The organism is Allobosea sp. RAF48 (genome assembly GCF_052114025.1).
Classification (GTDB): Bacteria; Pseudomonadota; Alphaproteobacteria; order Rhizobiales; family Beijerinckiaceae; genus Allobosea.
The window spans coordinates 96,854-117,279 of sequence record NZ_JBFRDZ010000014.1 but is presented as its reverse complement, the minus strand read 5'-3'; the positions used below and the strand labels follow the sequence as shown (position 1 = coordinate 117,279).

At 67.5% G+C, this 20,426-nt stretch carries 19 protein-coding genes; 7 read left to right on the top strand and 12 right to left on the bottom strand.

The window, feature by feature from the left end:
- Positions 1 to 141 precede the first annotated feature (141 nt).
- From AB4Z10_RS23330 to AB4Z10_RS23320, 3 genes are all read right to left on the bottom strand, one after another.
- On the bottom strand, positions 142 to 921 hold the full coding sequence (locus tag AB4Z10_RS23330) for a VOC family protein (RefSeq protein WP_441472787.1): 780 nt from the start codon (positions 919 to 921) through the stop codon (positions 142 to 144).
- Between the two features lie 24 nt (positions 922 to 945).
- On the bottom strand, positions 946 to 1,932 hold the full coding sequence (locus tag AB4Z10_RS23325; protein WP_441472786.1) for a TRAP transporter substrate-binding protein: 987 nt from the start codon (positions 1,930 to 1,932) through the stop codon (positions 946 to 948).
- A gap of 68 nt (positions 1,933 to 2,000) precedes the next feature.
- Positions 2,001 to 2,600, bottom strand: coding sequence for a nitroreductase family protein (locus AB4Z10_RS23320; RefSeq protein ID WP_441472785.1), 600 nt, complete (start codon positions 2,598 to 2,600; stop codon positions 2,001 to 2,003).
- Between the two features lie 273 nt (positions 2,601 to 2,873).
- On the opposite strand from AB4Z10_RS23320, the gene AB4Z10_RS23315 reads away from it, so the two are divergent.
- Entirely contained in the window at positions 2,874 to 3,776 is a 903-nt protein-coding gene (locus AB4Z10_RS23315) for an aldose 1-epimerase family protein (RefSeq protein WP_441472784.1), read from the top strand.
- A 12-nt stretch (positions 3,777 to 3,788) separates the two neighbouring features.
- Here the strand turns inward: AB4Z10_RS23315 and AB4Z10_RS23310 are convergent, their stop codons facing one another.
- From AB4Z10_RS23310 to AB4Z10_RS23285, 6 genes are all read right to left on the bottom strand, one after another.
- On the bottom strand, positions 3,789 to 5,378 hold the full coding sequence (locus tag AB4Z10_RS23310; RefSeq protein ID WP_441472783.1) for an ABC transporter substrate-binding protein: 1,590 nt from the start codon (positions 5,376 to 5,378) through the stop codon (positions 3,789 to 3,791).
- 56 nt (positions 5,379 to 5,434) lie between these two features.
- Positions 5,435 to 6,943, bottom strand: a complete 1,509-nt coding sequence (locus AB4Z10_RS23305) for a serine hydrolase domain-containing protein (RefSeq protein WP_441472782.1) — start codon at positions 6,941 to 6,943, stop codon at positions 5,435 to 5,437.
- Positions 6,944 to 6,953: 10 nt separating this feature from the next.
- On the bottom strand, positions 6,954 to 8,111 hold the full coding sequence (locus AB4Z10_RS23300; protein ID WP_441472781.1) for an amidohydrolase: 1,158 nt from the start codon (positions 8,109 to 8,111) through the stop codon (positions 6,954 to 6,956).
- A 129-nt stretch (positions 8,112 to 8,240) separates the two neighbouring features.
- Positions 8,241 to 8,456, bottom strand: a complete 216-nt coding sequence (locus AB4Z10_RS23295) for a hypothetical protein (protein ID WP_441472780.1) — start codon at positions 8,454 to 8,456, stop codon at positions 8,241 to 8,243.
- A 93-nt stretch (positions 8,457 to 8,549) separates the two neighbouring features.
- Positions 8,550 to 9,290, bottom strand: a complete 741-nt coding sequence (locus AB4Z10_RS23290; protein WP_441472779.1) for a M48 family metallopeptidase — start codon at positions 9,288 to 9,290, stop codon at positions 8,550 to 8,552.
- Positions 9,291 to 9,348: 58 nt separating this feature from the next.
- Positions 9,349 to 10,650: a polyhydroxyalkanoate depolymerase gene (locus tag AB4Z10_RS23285; protein WP_441472778.1), complete on the bottom strand. Its 1,302-nt coding sequence runs from the start codon at positions 10,648 to 10,650 to the stop codon at positions 9,349 to 9,351.
- A gap of 183 nt (positions 10,651 to 10,833) precedes the next feature.
- On the opposite strand from AB4Z10_RS23285, the gene AB4Z10_RS23280 reads away from it, so the two are divergent.
- Together AB4Z10_RS23280 and AB4Z10_RS23275 are read left to right on the top strand one after the other, a co-directional pair.
- Positions 10,834 to 12,186, top strand: a complete 1,353-nt coding sequence (locus tag AB4Z10_RS23280; RefSeq protein ID WP_441472777.1) for an ActS/PrrB/RegB family redox-sensitive histidine kinase — start codon at positions 10,834 to 10,836, stop codon at positions 12,184 to 12,186.
- A gap of 89 nt (positions 12,187 to 12,275) precedes the next feature.
- Entirely contained in the window at positions 12,276 to 12,839 is a 564-nt protein-coding gene (locus tag AB4Z10_RS23275) for an ActR/PrrA/RegA family redox response regulator transcription factor (protein WP_441472776.1), read from the top strand.
- A 73-nt stretch (positions 12,840 to 12,912) separates the two neighbouring features.
- Here the strand turns inward: AB4Z10_RS23275 and AB4Z10_RS23270 are convergent, their stop codons facing one another.
- Positions 12,913 to 14,091: an MFS transporter gene (locus AB4Z10_RS23270; protein WP_441472775.1), complete on the bottom strand. Its 1,179-nt coding sequence runs from the start codon at positions 14,089 to 14,091 to the stop codon at positions 12,913 to 12,915.
- 98 nt (positions 14,092 to 14,189) lie between these two features.
- Between AB4Z10_RS23270 and AB4Z10_RS23265 the strand changes: the two genes are divergently transcribed.
- Positions 14,190 to 15,155 (top strand): LysR family transcriptional regulator, encoded by a 966-nt coding sequence (locus tag AB4Z10_RS23265; RefSeq protein WP_441472774.1) that lies wholly within the window; start codon positions 14,190 to 14,192, stop codon positions 15,153 to 15,155.
- Here the strand turns inward: AB4Z10_RS23265 and AB4Z10_RS23260 are convergent.
- Both AB4Z10_RS23260 and AB4Z10_RS23255 read right to left on the bottom strand, forming a co-directional pair.
- Positions 15,147 to 15,614 (bottom strand): MmcB family DNA repair protein, encoded by a 468-nt coding sequence (locus AB4Z10_RS23260; protein WP_441472773.1) that lies wholly within the window; start codon positions 15,612 to 15,614, stop codon positions 15,147 to 15,149. The genes AB4Z10_RS23265 and AB4Z10_RS23260 overlap by 9 nt on opposite strands.
- Before the next feature lie 50 nt (positions 15,615 to 15,664).
- Positions 15,665 to 16,735 carry a LacI family DNA-binding transcriptional regulator gene (locus AB4Z10_RS23255; protein ID WP_441472772.1) on the bottom strand — a complete coding sequence of 357 codons (1,071 nt, stop codon included), beginning with the start codon at positions 16,733 to 16,735 and terminating at the stop codon, positions 15,665 to 15,667.
- 118 nt (positions 16,736 to 16,853) lie between these two features.
- On the opposite strand from AB4Z10_RS23255, the gene AB4Z10_RS23250 reads away from it, so the two are divergent.
- The 3 genes from AB4Z10_RS23250 (at position 16,854) to AB4Z10_RS23240 (ending at position 20,381) form a co-directional block, all read left to right on the top strand.
- Positions 16,854 to 17,870 (top strand): TRAP transporter substrate-binding protein, encoded by a 1,017-nt coding sequence (locus AB4Z10_RS23250; protein WP_441472771.1) that lies wholly within the window; start codon positions 16,854 to 16,856, stop codon positions 17,868 to 17,870.
- Positions 17,871 to 17,959: 89 nt separating this feature from the next.
- Positions 17,960 to 19,807 (top strand): TRAP transporter large permease, encoded by a 1,848-nt coding sequence (locus AB4Z10_RS23245; RefSeq protein ID WP_441472837.1) that lies wholly within the window; start codon positions 17,960 to 17,962, stop codon positions 19,805 to 19,807.
- Positions 19,808 to 19,826: 19 nt separating this feature from the next.
- Positions 19,827 to 20,381: a VOC family protein gene (locus AB4Z10_RS23240; RefSeq protein WP_441472770.1), complete on the top strand. Its 555-nt coding sequence runs from the start codon at positions 19,827 to 19,829 to the stop codon at positions 20,379 to 20,381.
- Positions 20,382 to 20,426 lie beyond the last annotated feature (45 nt).

Sequence of the window (20,426 nt, the reverse complement as noted above, 5' to 3'; positions counted from 1 at the left end):
GGTTGATTCACTGATCGCGAGGGAGAGATAGGCAGACCGGCGATTCGATGCAAGCCTTTGTTATTACTACATAAATATAACTATTCGAAGGTAACGGGCCACTGTCGCCCGCAAGCGTGACCGGAAAATGACGCCGCCGGCTCAGGGATCGCGGACGATCTCCAGATGGGCACCATGGGTCAGGCCGTCGTCGAGCACGGCGTCGTCCGGGCCGTAGAAGGCGATCGCATATGCGCCCTGGCCCCGGGCGATGAGATGGGCCGCCGGAGCGGCTGCGGCGGAAGCGCGCGGTTCCACCAGCGAGAGGGTCTGACGTTCCAAGCGGAACTGGACGAGGCCGAAGCCGAGTCCGGGAACGCCACCGATCGCCAGCGGCTCGCGGCCGAGCAAGGCCCGGTAGCGGGCTGTCGAGCTCACGAGATCCTGAACCGCGACCGTAACGCCCGCGACCCCCGTGACCTCGTTGCGGTGACGACGTGCCGCACCGGCCGGGACGCGCAGATCGCGCGGCGTGACGTCGGTGACGAGGAAGGGGATATCCGGCTCGGGCGGGCGCGCCGAGCGCCAGGCGATGCGTGTGCCATCGGGCTGGAGCCGGCCGCCCTCGATCGGCCCGTCCATGACGATGCCAGCGGCGCGGGCGCGGGCGAGATCGGCCTCGAAATCATCCGGCAGCACGGCGTAGTCGACGAGGCCCGGACCGGCACGGTCCAGCACCTGCCACCAGCGGAAACCCGGCACGGGCCGCGGGAAGGCGATGATCTCGAGATAGGCGCCGTCCTCGAACACGACGAGCGCGTTGCGCGAGCCGCGCGGGTGCTCGCCGCCCGGCAGCACGGTGAAGCCGAGCGCGGCATAGTCCCGTACGGCAGCATCGAGATCGGTGACGGCGATGACGATATGGTCAATCGAAAGCGGCATGGCTGTCGTCCTGCGATGCGGTGATCAAGCGCTTTGCGCGATGGCTTCGATCTTTGCCATGCCGCCGAGCTGGGGCGCAAAGCTCGCCCAGCCCTTGCGGGCGCCGTCCTGCCAGCCGGCACGGTCCTCGGCCGGCACGGTCCTGCCGCCTTCGGAAGCGGCCTTCGCCATCGAGGCCGCCTCGTCGGCCAGCATCAATTCGTCGAAATAGGCGGTTCCCTCGGCCATGGCTGCCGCCAGCGCCTCACGGTCTGCCGGCGTCAAAGCCTTCCAGAACGGTGCGGCGAACATCACGACCCCGGTCGCCCAGATATGGCCGGTCTCGATCAGGACCGGCACGACCTCATGCAGCCGGAAGCCGACATAGGCGGATTTGGTCAGGTCCATGCAGTCGACCACGCCGGTCTTCAGGGCGTTGTAGGTCTCGGGGATCGGGATCGGCGTGGGATAGGCGCCGAAGCCCGACCAGAGCGCGGTATGGAGCGGGCTCTGGATGACGCGGATGCGCTTGCCCTTGACCGACGCCGGCGTCGTCAGCGGCTCCTTGGCCAGCAGATGGCGGGCGCCATAGTTGATGAAGCCCGGCACGACGAAGCCCTGCGCCTCGTAGCGCGCCTTGAGTTCGGCGCCCAGCGGGCCGGCCAGAACCCGGCCGAGATGGTCGCGATCCCTAAAGAGGAAAGGCAGATCGAGAATCTGTCCTTCGGGCACCCAGCCGGACAAGGACGAAACGGTCGAGAGCGCCGCCTGGATCGAGCCCAAACGCAAGCCCTCGGCGACCTCCTTCTCGCCGCCGAGCGCGGCATTGGGCACGATCCGCAGATCGAAGCGCCCGGGCGCGGTGCGCGCCAGGATCTCGGCGACGCGCCGCCAGATCTTCGTCTCCGGCTTGTCCTCGCCAAGCAGAGAGGCGACGGTGACCGGCCGGCCGGCGGCGAAGGCCCGCCCGCCCTTCAGGATGGCGGGCGCGGCGAGGGAACCGGCGGCGAACTGGCGGCGGGTGATCAGCAAGAGCGTGCCTCCTTCAGCGCATGCCGCGGGATCGCGCGAATCGCGGCCCGCGGCAAGAGGCACACCGCTCAGGCCGGGAAGGCGCCCTCGAAGGCGGTGGCCGAGATCGGATTGCGCTGGCTCGGCGTCTCGCGCGCCTGCAAGGCTTCCGGCAGCTGCGTCTTGTCGCCGGGCCTGCCGATGGCGACGGCCGCCTCGACGCGATAGCCGGCCGGAACCTTCAGCTCCGACAGCGCACGCCCACGATCGAAGCCGACCATGCCGTGGGCCTGCCAGCCGAGCCGCACGGCCTGGAGGGCGAGATTGGCCCAGGCGGCGCCGGCATCGAAGGAATGGCTGTAGGACGGCACTTCCTCGGTCTTGCCGGGCAGCGCCATGGTCTCCTTCGAGACGATGACGACGAGAGCCGCCGCATTCTTGGCCCAGGACTGGTTGAACTCGTTGAGCAGGCCGAGCAGCGTCTGCCAGTGCGCCGTGCCGCGACGGGCATAGATGAAGCGCCAGGGCTGGGAGTTGTAGGAGGACGGTGCCCAGCGCGCCGCCTCGAACAGCGCCTTCAGCTCGGCCTCCGAGATAATTTCGTCGGTGAAGGCGCGCGGCGACCAACGCTCCAGGAAAAGCGGGTCGATGTCGTGCTCGGCGGAGCGGTTATTGGCAGTGTTGGTCATCGGAAATCCTGACGGCATGAACGAAACCCGGCGCGGGATGCGTCACGGCGGGAGCGCCTGCGGAGGCTCCCGGCAGGATCGGCATGGGCGAAGGAGGGGTCAAGGAAAGGAAAAACCTAAAAAAGACCGGATTCGACAATGCATTGCCTGCCGGATGAAGCCGGCGGAGAACGATGCCGCTTTTGCATGGTTTCCGGGGAATGCGGGATCACGCTTGCGTGATATGCAGGACAGACCGGCTCGCGAGATCAGGGCCAGCCGGCGGAGACGAAGATGACCGACACATATGAGATTGCCTCCGGCCGGCTGCGTGCGACGATCCGTGCCGAAGGCAGCGAGCTGATCGCGCTGTCCGATGCGAATGGGCCGCTGCTCTGGCATGGCGGGCCGGAATGGCCGCGCCACGCGCCCGTGCTCTTCCCGATCGTCGGGCGCCTCACCGACGACACGCTGATCCATGAAGGCCGGTCCTACCATCTCACGCAGCACGGCTTCGCCCGCGACAGCCTGTTCCGATGGATCGAGCGGGCGCCCCAACGCGCCGTGCTGGAACTGCGGGAGAGCACGGACACGCTGGCGCGCTACCCGTTCCGCTTCGTGCTGCAGATGATCTACGAGTTCGCAGGCGACACGCTTTCGGTGACGACGCGGGTCGTCAACCCGGCCGAGACGACACTGATCTGCGGCGCCGGCGCTCACCCGGCCTTCCTCTGGCCGTTGGCGGAGGGCGTCGCCAAGGAGGACCACCGCCTCAGCTTCCTTCAAGCCGAACCCGGCCCTGGCCTCAGCGTCGAAGGCGGCCTGCTCGGCGCGCCGATCCCCCTGCCCTTCGAGGGCACGGAGCTGGCGCTTGCGGAGGCGCTGTTCGCCAACGACGCGATCGTGATCCCGGATGTTGCCAACCACTCGGTGCGGTTTGCGGCCCTCGACGCGGCCGGACGCGAGGTCCGCGCCCTCACCGTGAGCTGGGAGGGCTACAAGGACCTCGGCATCTGGTCGAAGCCGACCGGCGCCCCCTTCCTCTGCATCGAACCCTGGTTCAGCATGGCGAGCCCGGTCGGCTGGCAGGGCGAATTCGCGGAGAAGCCGGGCATCCTGACGCTGGCGCCGGGCGAAAGCCGCGATTTCGTCTGGCATGCCACGCCGCATTTCATCCCGACGGCTTCGCCGGCATGAGCAGCCGCGGCCTCACTTCTTCTCGATGTTCCAGAACAGCATGACCGGCGCCGCCAGCACGCCGGCGACGTTCGTGCGGCGGGCATAAGGCTGATCGAACTGGCCGAGCACGCGATAGGGCTGCGCCTCGGCAAGGCGCCTGTGCAGCGCTTCGAGCGCGACCTTGCGGCTGGCGTCATCGGGGGCGTCGACGAAGGCACCCCGCAGCTTCTCCGCCTCGGCATCGCAAGGCCAGCCGGCCCAGGCGCGCTCGCATGCCATATTGGTGCCGATATTGGTGAGCGGCGACTGCATGGTCGCGCCCGAGGCATAGGTGACGAAGAGGTTCCAGCCGCCCTGATCCGGCGGGTTCTTGTTCTGCTGGCGCGTGGTGACGGCACCCCAATCCGCGAACTGGACGTCGACATTGAAGCCGACGGCCTTGAGCTGCGACGCCGCAACCTCGGCCATGCGACCGATCGGGGCGATGTCGTTGCTGGTCGAGAGAACCAGCTTCTCGCCCTTGTAGCCGCTCTCCTTGAGGAGCTGGCGCGCCTTCTCCAGATCGGGCTTGGCATAGCCTTCCGCACCGGCCTCGATGCCGTTCGGCCCGCCGCAGACGAAATAGGCGTTGCAGCGCTTCCACCATTCCTCGTCGCCGAAGCCGGCCGCAAGAAAGTCCGCCTGGTCAGTGGCATAGGCCAAGGCGAGCCGGGCCTTGGGATTGTCGAAGGGCGGGTAGAGATGGTTCGGCCGCAGCATCACCTGGTTGGCAAGATTGGAATAGCGTTCGACCTTCACCTGCTTGTTCGCCGAGACGACCGGAATCAGGTCCTGGCTGGGCTGCTCCCAGATGTCGATCTCGCCGGTCTGGAGCGCGGCGGCGGCCGTCGCGGCGTCGGGCATGATCAGCCATTCGACGCGGTCGACCTTGACGACGCGGCCGCCTGCGAGGCCGTCGGCCGGCTCGGAGCGCGGCACGTAGTCGAGGTTGCGGTCGTAGACGATCTTCGAGCCGCTGCGCCATTCCTCGCGGTTGAATCTGAACGGGCCGGAGCCGACCGTCTCGGTGATCGGCTTCATCGGATCGCTCTTGGCGTCCGCCTCGCGCATGATCACCGGGATCTGGCCAACGGCCGAGCCGAGCGCGAAGGGCACCAGCGCCAGCGGGCGCTTGAGCTTGAGCTTGAAGGTCCTGTCGTCGACCGCCTCCATGCCCTCGGTATATTCGCCGAGCTTGCCGCCGATGGTATCGCGCTTCATCCAGCGGGCGAGCGAGGCGATGACGTCCTTCGTGGTGACCGGCTGGCCATCATGGAACTTCAGGCCGGGGCGCAGCGTGAAACTCCAGCTCAGCTTGTCCGGCGAGGTCTCGAAGCTCTCGACCATCTGCGGCTTCGGCTGGAGGTTCGAATCCCAGGCGAAGAGCGTCTCATAGATCATCAGCCCGTGCATGCGGGTGATGACGATCGAGGCGGCGACCGGATCGAGCGTCTTGAGATCGGCATGCGGCGCAACGCGCAGCACGCGGTTCGCGGCGGGCTGAGCCTGGGCGGCCACCGGCAAAGGCAGCATGGCGGACGCCGTCAGGACCAGCGCGGCGGCGAAACGGGGCAGTTGCATCGGGACATCCTCCTCAATCATCATCGACCCGGTTGCATCGCCCACGCGGGGCGATGTCAGCCGACGCGTTTCATTTGCAAGACCCTTGCCCGGTGGCCGGCGACCCGCAAGCCGCCATCGCCGTCGAGCCAGAGGCAGGGCCGCGAGCGCCAGGGGCCATGGAGTAGATCGGCCAGCGCCCGGCCGTTCGGCAGCGGCGTCAGTCGCGAGAGCATCCCGCCAGAGGGCCAGGGCATCAGCGCCGCGCCGTCGGCCCGGATCTCGATCTCGGTGCCGAAATGCGGATCGCGCCAGCGGCCCACCAGCCGCACATCGAGCGCCGTATCGGCCGGCACGCGCCGCAGCGAGCGCTGCACGCCGCCGATCAGGCCGGACAAGCTGTCCACCCCATCCTGCCGGAGGCGGATGTCGAGATAGGCGGGCAGGCTGCGCAAACCGCCCGCGCCGTCCGCGACAAGGCGCTCGTATCCGCCCATGAAGCTGATCGAATCCGGCGTGAGTTCCGCCCAGAACGGCCCCTCTTCCGTGACGAAGAGCCCGGCCGGCGCCTGGGCGGCCGCAGGCAGATCCTGCCCGAGCAGCGCGGCCAGCACGGTCATGGCCGGCCAGAGCGCCTCTTCCTCGCGATTGCTCAGTACGACCACGCCGACACCATGGGCAGGCGCCATCAGGAAGTGATTGCGATAGCCGGTGAGCGAGCCGCCATGTCCGACGATCCCGGTCTCGCCGAGACGGCTGCAGACGAGTCCGAGCCGGTAGACGCTCTCGCTGCCATCCGCGAAACGGCGCGGTGCCGTCAGGCGCTCGAGCATGCCGGCGAGCGGCCCGCGCCCGGCGAGCAGGGCGGAGGCCCAGCCGGCGAGATCGGCAGCCGAGCCGGCGATGCCACCGGAAGCCGAGAAGTGGAAGCCGTAATGGCCGCGCCGCCAGGCCGCGCCGTCGGCCCAATAGCCCGTGGCGAGGCCGGGCACGATCTCGGCAGCGTCATAGGGCAGGCGGAAGGAGAGGCCGAGCTCGCCGGACAGCTCCGCGACGATGTCGCTGTAGGACCGGCCGGTGACACGCTCGAGGATGCGCTGCCCGAGACGCCAGCCGGTGTTGGAATAGGCCATCTCCCTGCCGGGCTCGGCGCTCAGCGACGGAAAACGGCAGGCGAGCGCGAAGACCTCGTCGGCGCTCAGGGTCGCCGTGAAGGGCACGCCCTGCTGCCAGAAGGCTTCCATCATGTCCGGCAGGCCGCCGGTCATGTCCAGCGCGTGGCCAAGTTCGACCGCGGCCAGCGGCGCAGGCAGCTCGGTCAGCCAGCGGCCGAGCGGCGCATCGAGGGACACGCCGGCACGCAGCAGCGCGATCGCCAGCACATGCTTGCTGATCGAGGCGAAGCGGTTCGGCGTCTGCGGCGTGAAGGGCACCCGGTAGTCGATGCTGGCGAGGCCGCCGGCAAAAGCCTCGCGCACCCCGTCGCGATCGAACAGCACGACGGCGCCGCCGGGGCCGGCCTCGCGCTGCCAGCCGGCGGCAATTTCGTTCGCCCGCGCAGCAGCGCGCGTCCAGTCCAGAGCCATCGCCACTTCCTCAGGCCCGCGGGGCTTCGCCGACCAGATTGCGCAGCGCCCGCATGAAGACGCGCGCGCCGGTGTCGATCGCATCGTCGGGGAAGTCGAAGTCCGGGTTGTGGAGATGGGCCGTATCGCCCGAGCCGAGCAGGAACATCGCCGATTTGGCCTTGCGGCCGAACAGGCCGAAATCCTCGGAACCGCGCGAGGGCTTGGTCGGGCCGTGCGGCACCTTCTCCTCATCCATCGCCCGGCGCAGCATGGCGACGGCCTCAGGCTCGTTCTCGCAATGGTGGAAGATGTCGTGATAGCTCATCTCGGCGTCGAGGCTGCCGGCCGCCGCGACTTCACGCACCAGCGCCTCGGCCTTCTCGCAGAGCGCTCCCATCTGCGCGTCGTTGACGGTGCGCAGCGTCACCCAGAGCTCGCCGCGCCCCGGTGCGATGCCGAAGGCGGGCTCGCCGATCCCGGCATGGGTGACGGTGACCAGCGTGAAATTGGCATCGAGCTCGCCGCCCGGCCCGAGCGCCGTCAATTCGGGGATGAGGCGCGCGATGGCTGGGGCTGGCGAGCGGCCATGCTCTGGTGTCGAGGCATGCGAGGTCTCGCCATTGAGCACGATCCTGAGGCCACGTGAGGCGCAATTCGCGGCGCCTTCCGAGATGCGGGCGTGGCCGATCGGAACGCCCGGGCGGTTATGCAGCGAAAAGGCGTAGTCCGGCGCGATCTCGGCGAATTTCGGATCGGCGATGACGGCGGCGGCGCCGGCGCCGGTCTCTTCCGCCGGCTGGAACAGCAGGATGGCGCGGCCGCGCTTGGGCGGATTGCGGCGGAGCCCGCGCGCGAGTCCAGCGAGGATGGTCATGTGGCCGTCATGGCCGCAGAGATGGCCTTTTCCGGGGATCTCGGAGCGATGATCGCTGGTCGAGAGCTCCTCGATCGGCAGCGCATCGAGCTCGGCGCGAATCATCACCGTCGGGCCCGGCTCGGCGCCCTCATAGATCGCCGCAACGCCGTGGCCGCCAAGTCCGGTGACGATGCGGTCGGGCTGGGTCGGTTTGAGAAATTCGACGATGGTGGCGGCGGTCTCGCGTTCCTCGCCCGAAATCTCGGGCCTCCGATGCAGCCGATGCCTGAGATCGACGAGATCGACCATATCGCTGTTGGTCAGGAACACGGATGAGCCTCCCGGGGCTGTGGCCGGCCCAAGCGCCGGCTCTTTCCCGCAGAGGTTCGACAATTCATCCGCTTCGGCAACCCGCACCGCCGCCGGGGGCGGCATGCGCGGGCGCGATGCTGGCCGGAATCAGTTGCCGAGCTCGGCCTCGACTTCAGCATCGAAAGCCTGCGCCAGCATGGCGCGACACGCCTCGGCCTGCGCGCGGGCGGTGTCGAGCGTGATGTGAGGCATGATTTCCGCGAGATCGCGGAGCGCAAAATCCACGGCCGAAAGCAGACCGAGCACAGGCTCGGGCGCGGCGAGGGGCTGTTGCGGGCGACGGAACGCGATGACCTGACCCATAGGCATACTCACACTGAAGGCGAATCGGCGTTCAGTGTGCGGGCGCAAGTTTCAGAAAGTGGTTAACGGCAAAATTGCGGCAGTGATACTGCGTCAACCATAACCGTGCAGGCTGGCGCCGTGGCGCTTCAGCCAGGCCTCCGCCTCCTCGGTATGCGGGCAGAGCTTGTGGGTCAGCGCCCAGAAACGATGCGAGTGATTCATCTCCTTGAGATGCGCCACCTCATGGGCCGCGAGATAGTCGAGCACCGAGGCCGGTGCGAGAATCAGCCGCCAGGAGAAGTTCAAATGCCCCTGCGAGGAGCACGAGCCCCACCGGCTCGTGGTGTCGCGGATGGTGATCTTGCGGGCGGGGATGCCGAGCGTCGCAGTGTGATGCCGCACCGCCTTCTCCAGATCCTCTAGCGCGAGCCGCCTGAGGAAATCCTTGACCCGGCGCGGAACATGCGCGCCATCGCCCGCAACCGCGATGATCGGCGCACCATCCTTGTCCTGCGTCGCCTGCGTCAGTCCACGCGCCTTCGACCAATGGACGATACGGTGCGGGACGCCGCGCAACGGAATGCTCTGCCCCGGCTCGAACGGCACGGCCAGCGGGCGCTTCGCGATGCGCGCGGCGATCCAGCCACCATGATTCTCGGCAAAGGCACGCCCGGCAGAGAAGTCGACCCGCTCGGGCAAGGTCAGGGTGGTCTCGCCAGTCGCCTGCGAGACGCGCAGCGTCATTCGCCGCGCATTGGCGCGCCGCTTGATCGATACGGGATAACGCGTGCCGGCATGCACGACCTCAATCCGGTCGGGGTCCGGCTGGCGCCTGAACAGGGAGATGCGCATCGACTGCGATTGTGCGGGATTCGCGGGCGATGGGGAAGGGAGAGACTGTTATGCCCCGTCAGCCGGCGATCTTCAGAGCCTTGCGCTGCTCGCCGGCGCTCTCGCTGCGACGGCTCTTGGCCGCCTCCATGTCGAGACTCACCATGAAATCGGAGATGCGCGGCTGGATCTCGGCGCGGAAGCGCGAGCCGTTGAAGACACCGTAATGGCCGACCTTCGGCTGGAGATAGTGAACCCGTTTCCCGGCGGGGATGTTGACGCAGAGATCATGCGCAGCATGTGTCTGCCCGACGCCGGAGATATCGTCGTTCTCGCCCTCGACGGTCATCAGCGCGACGCGGCGAACCGCAGTCAGGTCGACCGGCTTGTCGCGATGCATCATCTCGCCCTTGGGCATGGCGTGCTTTACGAAGACGGTATCGACCGTCTGCAGGTAGAACTCCGCCGTCAGGTCCATGACGGCGAGATATTCGTCATAGAAGTCGCGATGCTTCTCGGCCGAATCGCCGTCGCCGCCGACGAGGTGCTTGAACATGTCGTAATGGGCGGTGACGTGGCGATCCATGTTCATCGCCATGAAGCCCGAGAGCTGCATGAAGCCGGGATAAACCTGCCGGAACGCACCCATATGCGGGAAGGGCACGACGGTGATGCAGTTGCGGCGGAACCAGTCGGTGCCGCGCTCCATCGCAAGCTGGTTCACGGCGGTCGGCGAGCGGCGGGTATCGATCGGCCCCCCCATCAGCGTCATCGAACGGGGCGCGCAGGGGTCGGCCTCGGCTTCCATGCGCGCGACCGCCGCGAGAACCGGGACGGAAGGCTGACAGATCGCCATGACATGCGTGTCCGGCCCCAGCGTCTGCAGCATGGCAATGACGTAGTCGATGTAGTCGTCGAGGTCGAAGCGGCCCTCGGTCAGCGGCACCAGCCGCGCATCGGTCCAGTCGGTGATGTAGACCTCATGACCGGGCAGGAACGCCTCGACCGTGCCGCGCAGCAGCGTGGCATAGTGGCCCGACATCGGCGCCACCAGCAGCACCTTGGGCTGCGGCTTGCGCCGCCCAGCGATCTTGCGATCGAAATAGACGAGCTTGCAGAAGGGGCGCTCCCAGACGACCCGCTCCTCGACCGCCACCTTGACGCCGTTGATCGTCGTTTCGTCGAGACCGAAGGCGGGCTTGCCGTAGCGGCGCGTGACGCGCTCGAACAATTCGCAGGAAGCCGCGACGGTGCGCCCGAAGGGCGTATAGGTCAGCGGATTGGCCGGGTTCTTGAAGGCGAGGTGCATCGCGTCGGAGACGCCGCGCACCGGGCTCACCATCATGTGAACTGCTTCGTAGGCATGATAGGCAAACGACATGGTGGCCCCGTACATGCGATCGAGTGTCCTTCTGGCGGCGCAACAAGCATGCTGCGTCGCAATAACGCAGCTTACGTTGATTTTGTTCTCATTCAACCCGGCTAAAGGCTAAGATTTTACTGCCATGTGGATGAAGCCGTCATTCCCGCTCCCGGCGGGAGCCGCGCAGAAGGCCGATCAACGGTGAGCGCCTCGGACCTCTCGACCCCTCTTCTCGCCCGAACGGGCCGCCATCTGCGGCTCGACACGCTGGTCCGGCTGCGCTGGCTGGCCATCGCCGGCCAAAGCGCGGCCGTCGCCGGCGTGCATTTCGGCCTTGGTTTTCCCCTGCCCTTCGGCTGGTGCTTCACCGTCATCGCCGTTTCCGCTTGGCTCAATATCGTCCTGCGAATCAGGTTTCCGCTCAGCCATCGGCTGCAGGACGGCCCGGCGACGGCGCTGCTCGGCTTCGACATCGCCCAGCTCGCCGCCCTGCTCTTCATGACCGGCGGGCTTCAGAACCCGTTCGCGATCCTGTTCCTGGCGCCGGTGATGATCTCGGCGACGGCGCTGCCGCCGCAACGCACCCTGCTGCTCGGCCTGCTGGCAATGATTCTGGCGACCCTGCTCAGCCGCTTCCACCTGCCGCTGCCCTGGGCGGGCGAGGACCGGCCGGTGCTGCCGCCATTCTATCAGCTCGGCAACTGGGTCGCGCTCGTGCTCGGACTTGCCTTCACCGGCATCTATGCCTGGCGCGTCGCCAAGGAGGCGCGCGACCTTTCGGATGCACTTGCCGCGACCGAGCTCGTGCTGGCGCGCGAACAGCATTTGTCCCAGCTCGATGGGCTCGCCGCCGCCGCCGCCCATGAACTCGGCACCCCGCTCGGCACCATAGCGCTGGTCGCCCGCGAGCTCACGCGCCTTGCCCCGCCGGACGGCGAGATGGCCGAGGACATCGCGCTGCTGCGAGAACAGGTCGAACGCTGCCGCGGCATCCTCGGCAAGCTCTCCAGCCTGCAGGACGACGATGCCGGCCCGCTGGATCAGCTGACGCTGCGTCTGCTGATCGAGGAAGCGGCCGGGCCGCAGCGGCCCTTCGGCGTGCCCTTCGAGATCACCATGACCGGCGACAAGCCGGAGCCGGTCTGCCGGCGCAACCCCGGCATGATCTACGGCCTCGGCAACATCGTCGACAACGCGGTCGATTTCGCACGCTCGACCGTGACGATCGCGGCCGAATGGACGCAGAGCCGCGTCGTTCTGACGATCGCCGACGACGGCCCGGGCTTTCCGCCCGATGTGCTGATGCGGGCGGGCGAGCCCTATCTCTCGCGCGGCAGCGGAGAGGGACGCGCCGGTGGCGGGCTCGGGCTCGGCCTGTTCATTGCGAAGACCCTGCTCGAGCGCGGCGGCGCGACGCTGGAATTCTCGAACCGCCCGGCGCCGGCGAGCGGCGCCTCGATCCGCATCGTCTGGCCCCGTGACGTTTTTGAAGCGGACCTGCCCGCGATGGGGGGTACCAAGCCGGAAGCATCGGCATTACATGAGCTTAGCTGACCGCAAGCCCGAACGGGCATGCGGCCGGCGTTTCGAAACCTCACTTCGCGCCACCGCAGCGCGCATGGACAAGCGGTCAGGAGATCAAAATGCAGGATGCGCCGAGCCAGACCGGCATGCCCGACAACACGGACATGTCGCTGTTGCTGGTCGATGACGACAAGCCTTTCCTCACCCGCCTCGCCCGCGCCATGGAAGGCCGCGGCTATGTGGTCCGCACTGCAGACAGCGTCGCCGCAGGGCTTGCTGCGGTGGAGGAATCCGCCCCGGCCTTCGCTGTGATCGATCTCCGTCTGGGTGACGGCAACGGGCTCGACGTGATCGCCCGGCTCAAGGAGCGCCGGCCGGAAGCCCGCGGCGTGGTCCTCACCGGCTACGGCAACATCGCCACCGCCGTCAGCGCGGTGAAACTCGGCGCCTTCGACTTCCTCGCCAAGCCGGCCGATGCCGACGAGATCCATGCCGCGCTCGCCGCCGCGCGCGATGCCCGGCCGCAACCGCCCGAAAATCCGATGTCGGCCGACCGCGTCCGCTGGGAGCATATCCAGCGCGTCTACGAGCTGTGCAGCCGCAACGTCTCCGAGACGGCGCGCCGCCTCGGCATGCACAGGCGCACGCTCCAGCGCATTCTCGCCAAGCGCGCCCCGCGCTGATCCGACGACCAACAGAAGAAAGCCCGCCGGGCGACATGTCCGGCGGGCTTTTGCTTGTCCAATCGCTTTCGCGTCAGGCCGCGCAGGCGGGAGCGAGGCGGGCCGTGCGCCGGTCGAGCGCAACCGCGACAGCAGCGAGGCCGAGCGCCACGAGCGGAACGACGGCTGCGACCGGCGCGATGGCGCCATAGCCCAGCCCCTGCGTGATCACAGCGCCTCCGAGCCAGGCGCCAAAGGCGTTGCCGAGGTTGAAGGCGGCGATGTTCAGGCTCGATGCCAGCCCCTGCCCGGCTCCACCGGCCTGCTGCAGCACCCACATCTGCAACGGCGCGACGGTGGCGAAGGCGGCGGCGCCCAGCGCGAAGGCCGCGACGACGGCGCCGATCTGGCTGTAGAAGGCGAGGCCGGAGGCGAACATCGCCACGGTCAGCAGCGCGATGGTGCCGATGAGGGCTGGGGCGAGGTTGCGGTCCGCCCAGCGGCCGCCGAGCAGATTGCCGACGACGAGCCCGGCGCCGAAGACGAGCAGGATCGGCGAGACCGCCGCCTCGCTGAAGCCCGCAAGCTCGACGAGGATCGGCTGGATGAAGGTGAAGACAGCGAAGATGCCGCCGAAACCGAGCACGGTCATGAGCAGGCCGAGCTGGACCTGCGGGCGCGTCAGCACCTTGAATTCCTCGGCGAGCGAGCCGGGGACGACGCGCTCGCGATCCGCCGGGACGAGCACCGCCAGGACGACGAAGGCGAGGAGGCCGATGCCCGTTACCGCCCAGAAGGTCGAGCGCCAGCCGAAGGCAAGGCCGAGCCAGGAGCCGAAGGGCACGCCCAGCAGCGTCGCGATCGTCAGGCCGGTGAACATCAAGGCGATGGCCGAGGCCTTGCGCTCCGGCGCGACGAGGCTGGTGGCGACGAGCGAGCCGACGCCGAAGAAGGTGCCATGCGCGAGCGCGGTGACGATGCGGGCCGACATCAGCCAGGCGAAGTTCGGCGCCAGCGCGGCCGCCAGGTTGCCGAGGGTGAAGATCGCCATCAGTACCAGCAGCGTCGTCTTGCGCGGCAGGGAGCGCGTCGCGATCGTCAGGATGGGCGCGCCGACGAAGACGCCGAGCGCATAGCCGGTCATCAGCAACCCGGCGAGCGGCACACTGATGCCGAGATCGCTGGAGACCTGCAGCAGCAGGCCCATGATCACGAATTCGGTGACGCCGATGCCGAAGGCACCGACGGTAAGGGCATAAAGGGCAATGGGCATGGAATGCCTCCGGGAACGGGTTCGGGCCTGGAGATAGCGCCGCGCAGGCTTGTGAATTAGACTGCGCGAAAGATCAGCAATTGTGAGTTGAATTCACGATGCCGCGCACCGAGATCAACCGCTCCGGCGAGATGGAAGTCTTCACCCGCGTTGTCGAACTCGGCGGCTTCTCGCCGGCGGCGCGGGCGCTGAGGATGACGCCCTCGGCCGTCAGCAAGCTCGTCGCGCGGCTGGAGGCCCGGCTCGGCGTTCGGCTGATCGTGCGCTCGACGCGCAAATTCATGCTGACCGAGGAAGGCACGACCTTCCATGAACGGGCACTGCGCGTGCTCGCCGATCTCGACGAGGCGGAGCGGGCGGTCTCCGCCTGCCAGGTCCCGCGCGGGCGGCTCCGGGTCAACACCAACGTGCCGTTCGGCCGGCATTTCCTGCTGCGGCTGGTGCCGCGTTTCTCCGAGCTACATCCCGGGGTACAGCTCGACATCACCTTGAGCGACGCGGTGGTCGATCTGGTGGATGAACGCGCCGACGTCGCGATCCGCGTCGGTCCACTGCGCTCCTCACAGCTGGTGGCACGCAAGCTCGGCGAAAGCCGGATGGCCGTGGTCGCATCGCCCGCCTATCTTGCCGCCCATCCCGCTCCCGCGCATCCCGACGACCTCGTGCAACACGACCTCGTCACCTTCAACTTCGCGCGGCACAGCGATTCCTGGCCGTTCCTGATAGACGGCAAGCGCAGCGAGTTCGCCGCCCGCGGACGCACCACGGTCGGCGATGGGGAGAGCGCGCGCGAACTTGCGCTCGCAGGTCAAGGCCTGACGCGGCTTTCCGTCTTCCATATCGCCCACGATATCGCCGCCGGCCGCCTCGTCCCGGTTCTGGAAGCGTTCAATCCCGGCGACGTCGAGGAGATCCATGTCGTCTATGTCGGCCATGGCGGCCGGCTGCCGGCCCGCGTGCGCGCCTTCATCGACTTCCTGGTTGAAGAGATCGACCTGCGCTCTTTCGCGAAGCCGCTGGCGTTCGCCGGGGCCGAGCCTTGGCGAGAGGCCGCTTCAGTCTGAGCCGACCGGGTCTTCGATCAAGGCGAGCCGGCTCGAAGCCAGCCGCGCCAGCGCGATGGTCAGCATCTTGCGGCGTGCCGGGCTCAAGGGGTGGCGCGGCGGCTCGCGCAGCAATTCGCCGCCATAGGCATCCGCGACGATCAGGCCGACATCATCCGGCAGGATCTCGCGCGGGAACTCCGGTGCCACGGCAAAGAGGAAGCCGTCGCAATAGTCGAGGTAATCCGGCCATTTGCCGTCGACGCGGTAATCCGCGATGCCGGACTTGACCTCGACGACCCAGAGCTCGCCCGACGGCGACAGCGCGACGATGTCGCCGCGCCGGCCGTTAGCGAAGGTCATCTCCTTGACGATGGCATAGCCGCGCTCGCGCAGATGCCGGGCTGCGCCGCGGCAGACGATGCGCGTGATATCGGGCCGCGCCGGCGGCGGATTGAGAACGGAATCCGGAAGGGACATGGGTGTATGTTCCCTCTTTGTTTCTCAGAATGCAAGCTTCGACTACCGGCCTAAGGCAGGTTCTCGCGCAGGATGATCTCGATGCTCGGCGGCGCCGTGCCCTCCAGAGCCGGGCGGCCTGCGCGCAGATTGGCGAAGATCGCGATGCAGCTCATCAGCGCCGCATGGGGATGCTGGGTGATGACCGCGTCCATCGTGCCGTCGAGCAGGAGAGCGCGGGTCGCCGGGGTCAGGCCGTGGCCGACGAAGACGACCTCCTGCTGCCGGCCGGCCTCCTTCAAAGCCTTCGCGATACCCTCCGGCCCGCCGCCGATATTGTAGATGCCGGCGAGGTCGGGGTGCTGGGCGAGCAGCGCCTTGGCCTGGCGATAGTTGCGCCCCTCGTCGTCGAGCCCCTCGCGCAGGCCGACCACCTCGATCTGCGGGAACATCTCCTCGAAGAGATGGAGGAAACCCATCTCGCGCTCCTCATGCGCGCGGTAGCTCAGGCTGCCGGCGATCATCGCGACCTTGGCCGGGCGCTTGCCGATGAAGCGGGCGACGAGATAGCCGGCCGTGCGCCCGGTCGAGCGGTTGTCGAGCCCGACATAGGCGGCGCGGCGCGCATTGGCGATGTCGGAGATCAGGGTCACGGCCGGCACGCCGCGCTCGGCGAGGCCGTTCACCGCCTCGCGCACGGCCGGATGCTCCAGCGCCATGAAGGCGATGCCGTCGACGTCGCGCCCGACCTGCCGGAGCTGCTGGGCCAGCAGTTCCGGCTTGAAGCTCTCGATGAATTCGACGCGAGCGCGCATGTTAAAGGAGGCGAGATGCTCCTGCGCCTCCGCGATATGGCGCCCGAGCATCGCAAGGAAGCGGTTGCTCCCGGCCGGCAGCAGGAAGGCGAGACGCATCGGCGTGAAGGCCTGCGCCGGCAAGGCGGAATCGAGGACATAGCCCAGCTCGCTCGCAGCCTTGAGCACGCGCTGGACGGTGGCCGCGCGCACGCCGGGGCGCTGGTTCAGCACCCGGTCGACGGTTGCGGTCGAAGCGCCGGAGAGCGCCGCGACATCGGCGATGCGGGCCATCCGGCGGCGCTGCAGGCTTTCGCCGCCGCCGTTCCTCTCCGCCGAATCCGTCATGAAATCACATCAAAAACCATCATTATTTGAGTTTGACCACCATCATTCCAGCTTCCTAATCTGAGGGCAAGAAGACCGCAATCAATCAAATCGCATCAGCGATACCGGGAGGATCACCATGACGAACTTCACGCGCCGCACGGTGCTGCGTACGCTCGCCGCTGCGCCTGCCGCCTCGTTCATCGCCATGCCGCATATCGCGCGCGCCGCCGAGATCGAGCTGAAATACGGCAACAACCTGCCCCTCAGCCACCCGCTCAACATCCGCGCCCAGGAGGCGGCGGAGCGCGTCGCGAAGGAGACGAACGGCCGGGTCGAGATCAAGATCTTCCCGAACAATCAGCTCGGCGGCGATACCGACATGCTGAGCCAGGTGCGCAACGGCGGCATCACCTTCTTCACGCCGTCGGCGCTGGTGATCGCGACGCTGGTGCCGGTCGCGGCGATCAACGCCGTCGGCTTCGCCTTCGCCGATTACGACCAGGTCTGGAAGGCGATGGACGGCAAGCTCGGCGCCCATGTCCGCGAGGCCATCTCCAAGGTGAACCTCTATGCCTTCGAGAAGATGTGGGACAACGGCTTCCGCCAGATGACCACCTCGGGCAAGGCGATCGAGTCAGCGAAGGAAATGGCCGGCCTCAAGATCCGCGTGCCGGTGAGCCCGCTCTCGATCTCGATGTTCAAGGCGCTCGACGCCGCCCCGGCGAGCCTGCAATTCTCCGAGGTCTATACCGCGCTGCAGACCAAGGTTGTCGACGCGCAGGAGAACCCGCTGCCGATCATCCAGGTCGCCAAGCTCTACGAAGTCCAGAAGAGCTGCGCCGTCTCCAACCATATCTGGGACGGGTTCTGGTTCATCGCCAACGGGCGCGCGTGGCGCGGCCTGCCGCCGGATGTCCAGACAATCGTCGCCAATGCGATCAACGATGCCGGCGTCGCCCAGCGCGGCGACATCAAGAAGCTCAACGAGACCGTGCAGGCAGACCTGCAGTCGAAGGGGCTTGCCTTCAACAAGACGGACCCGGATTCCTTCCGCGCCAAGCTGCGCGACGCAGGCTTCTACAAGGAATGGCAGGAGCGCTTCGGCAAGGAGGCCTGGAGCCTGCTCGAAGACGCCGTCGGCAAGCTGGCCTGAGGGGTGCGGGCGGGCCTATAAGGCCCAAAAGCACAAGACAGGAAACGCCCCCGATGGATGCCCATAGCGCGACACTTCCCGCTGCCGCCATGCCCGCAAACGGGCTCGGCCGCTTCGCAGGCCATCTCGACCGTGCCCTCGGCGGGCTGGTCGAGACGGTGGCAGCCGTGCTGGTGCTGGTCGAGATCATCATCTTGGGCGCCGGCGTCATGGCGCGCTATGTCTTCCACGCCCCGCTGGTCTGGTCCGACGAGCTCGCCTCGATCCTGTTCCTCTGGCTCTCCATGCTCGGCGCCGTCGTCGCGCTGCGGCGCGGCGAGCATATGCGGATGACGGGCCTCGTCTCCCGCGTCTCGCCGCAGACGCGGGCGCTCCTGGAGGCGATCGCGATCACCGCCTCGATCGCCTTCCTCCTCCTGATCATCCCGCATGCGCTCGAATATGCCGAGGAAGAGAACTTCATCGTCACGCCGGCGCTGGAGATCAGCAATGCCTGGCGCGCGGCGGCGATCCCCGTCGGCGTCGGCCTGATGCTGATCGCCGCCTGCTGCCGCCTGCTCCGCTTTTCCACGCTGAAGCCCGCCCTGCTCGCGATCGGGATCACCGCACTGTTCGTGCTGCTGTTCTGGCTCGTCGGTCCGGCGCTGAAGCCGCTCGGCAAGCTCAACCTGATCGTCTTCTTCGTCGGCGTCGTCGCGCTCAACGTCTTCTCCGGCGTGCCGATCGCCTTCTCCTTCGCGCTCGCGACCTTCGGCTATCTCGCCTGCACCACCTCGACGCCGATGCTGGTCATGGTCGGCCGGCTCGACGAGGGCATGAGCCATCTCATCCTACTCGCCGTCCCACTCTTCATCTTCCTCGGCGCGCTGATCGAAATGACCGGCATGGCGCGCGCCATGATCCAGTTCCTGGCGAGCCTGCTCGGCCATGTCCGCGGCGGCCTGTCCTATGTGCTGGTCGGCGCGATGTATCTCGTCTCCGGCATCTCGGGTTCGAAGATCGCCGACATGGCCGCGATCGCACCCGTTCTCTTCCCGGAGATGCAGAAGCGCGGCGCCAAGCCCGGCGATCTCGTCGCGCTGCTCTCGGCGACCGGCGCGCAGACCGAGACGATCCCGCCCTCGATCGTGCTGATCACCATCGGCTCGGTCACGGGCGTCTCGATCGCGGCCCTCTTCACCGGCGGCATGCTGCCCGCCGTGGTGCTGGGCGTCGCGCTCTGCTTCGTCGTCTGGTGGCGCTGTCGCGGCGAGGACCTCAGCAACGTCAAGCGCTTCTCCCGGCGCGAGATTGCAAAGCTCGCCTTGGTCGCATTGCCCGCGATCGCGCTGCCCTTCGTCATCCGCGCCGCGGTGGTCGAGGGCGTCGCGACCGCCACCGAGGTTTCGACCATCGGCATCGCCTATGCGGTGCTGGCCGGCATCCTGCTCTATCGCCAATTCGACTGGCGCCGCCTGCCGCGCATGCTGGTCGAGACGGCCTCGCTGACCGGCGCGATCATCTTCATCATCGGCTGCGCCACCGCCATGGCCTGGGGCCTGACGCAATCGGGCTTCTCGCGCGATCTCGCACAGGCGATGGCAGCGGTGCCCGGCGGCGCCTGGGGCTTCCTCGCGATCTCGATCGTCGCCTTCACCATCCTCGGCAGCGTGCTCGAGGGCATCCCGGCGATCGTGCTGTTCGGGCCGCTGGTGTTCCCGATCGCCAAGCAGGTCGGCGTGCACGAGGTGCACTACGCGATGGTCGTGATCTTCGCGATGGGCATCGGGCTCTTCGCCCCGCCCTTCGGCGTCGGCTATTACGGCGCCTGCGCGATCAGCAAGATCAATCCCGACGAAGGCCTGAAATACATCTGGGGCTACATCCTCGCCCTGCTCATCGGCCTCGTCGTCGTCGCTGCCGTGCCGTGGATCTCCATCGGCTTCCTCAGAACCTGATATTCAGAAAGCAACGCCCATGAGCCGTTTCTTTGGCCAGATCCGTCAAGCCGGCTATGTCGTCCCGGATATCGAGGCGGCGATGGATTACTGGAGCCGCGTGCTGGGCGTCGGGCCGTTCTTCTACAACCCGAAGGTTCCGATCAAGAACTACCGCTACAAGGGCGAAACCTACGAGCCGCACAACTCGGTGGCGCTGGCCAATTCCGGCCCGCTCCAGATCGAACTGATCCAGTGCCGCAACGACGTGCCGTCCATGTACAAGGACTTCACCGATGCGGGGCTGACCGGCCTGCAGCATGTCGCCTACTGGACTTCGGACTACGACGCCGATCTGGAGCGGCTGGTTGCCGAGGGATTCAAGCCGGTGATGTCGGGCGAGGTCGGCGAGCGCGGGCGCTTCGTCTATTTCGACACGCATTACCATCCGGGCACTGTGATCGAACTCTCCGAGGTCGCCGGCCCCAAGGGCGAGATGTTCCGGCTGATCCGCGAGGCGTCGGAGACCTGGGACGGCAAGGACCCGGTGCGGCCCTTCCCTGACCTGAGCAAGCTCGCTGCCGCTGCGGCGTGAGTCCGCAACGACATCGCGTCATGGTCGGGCTTGACCTGACCATCT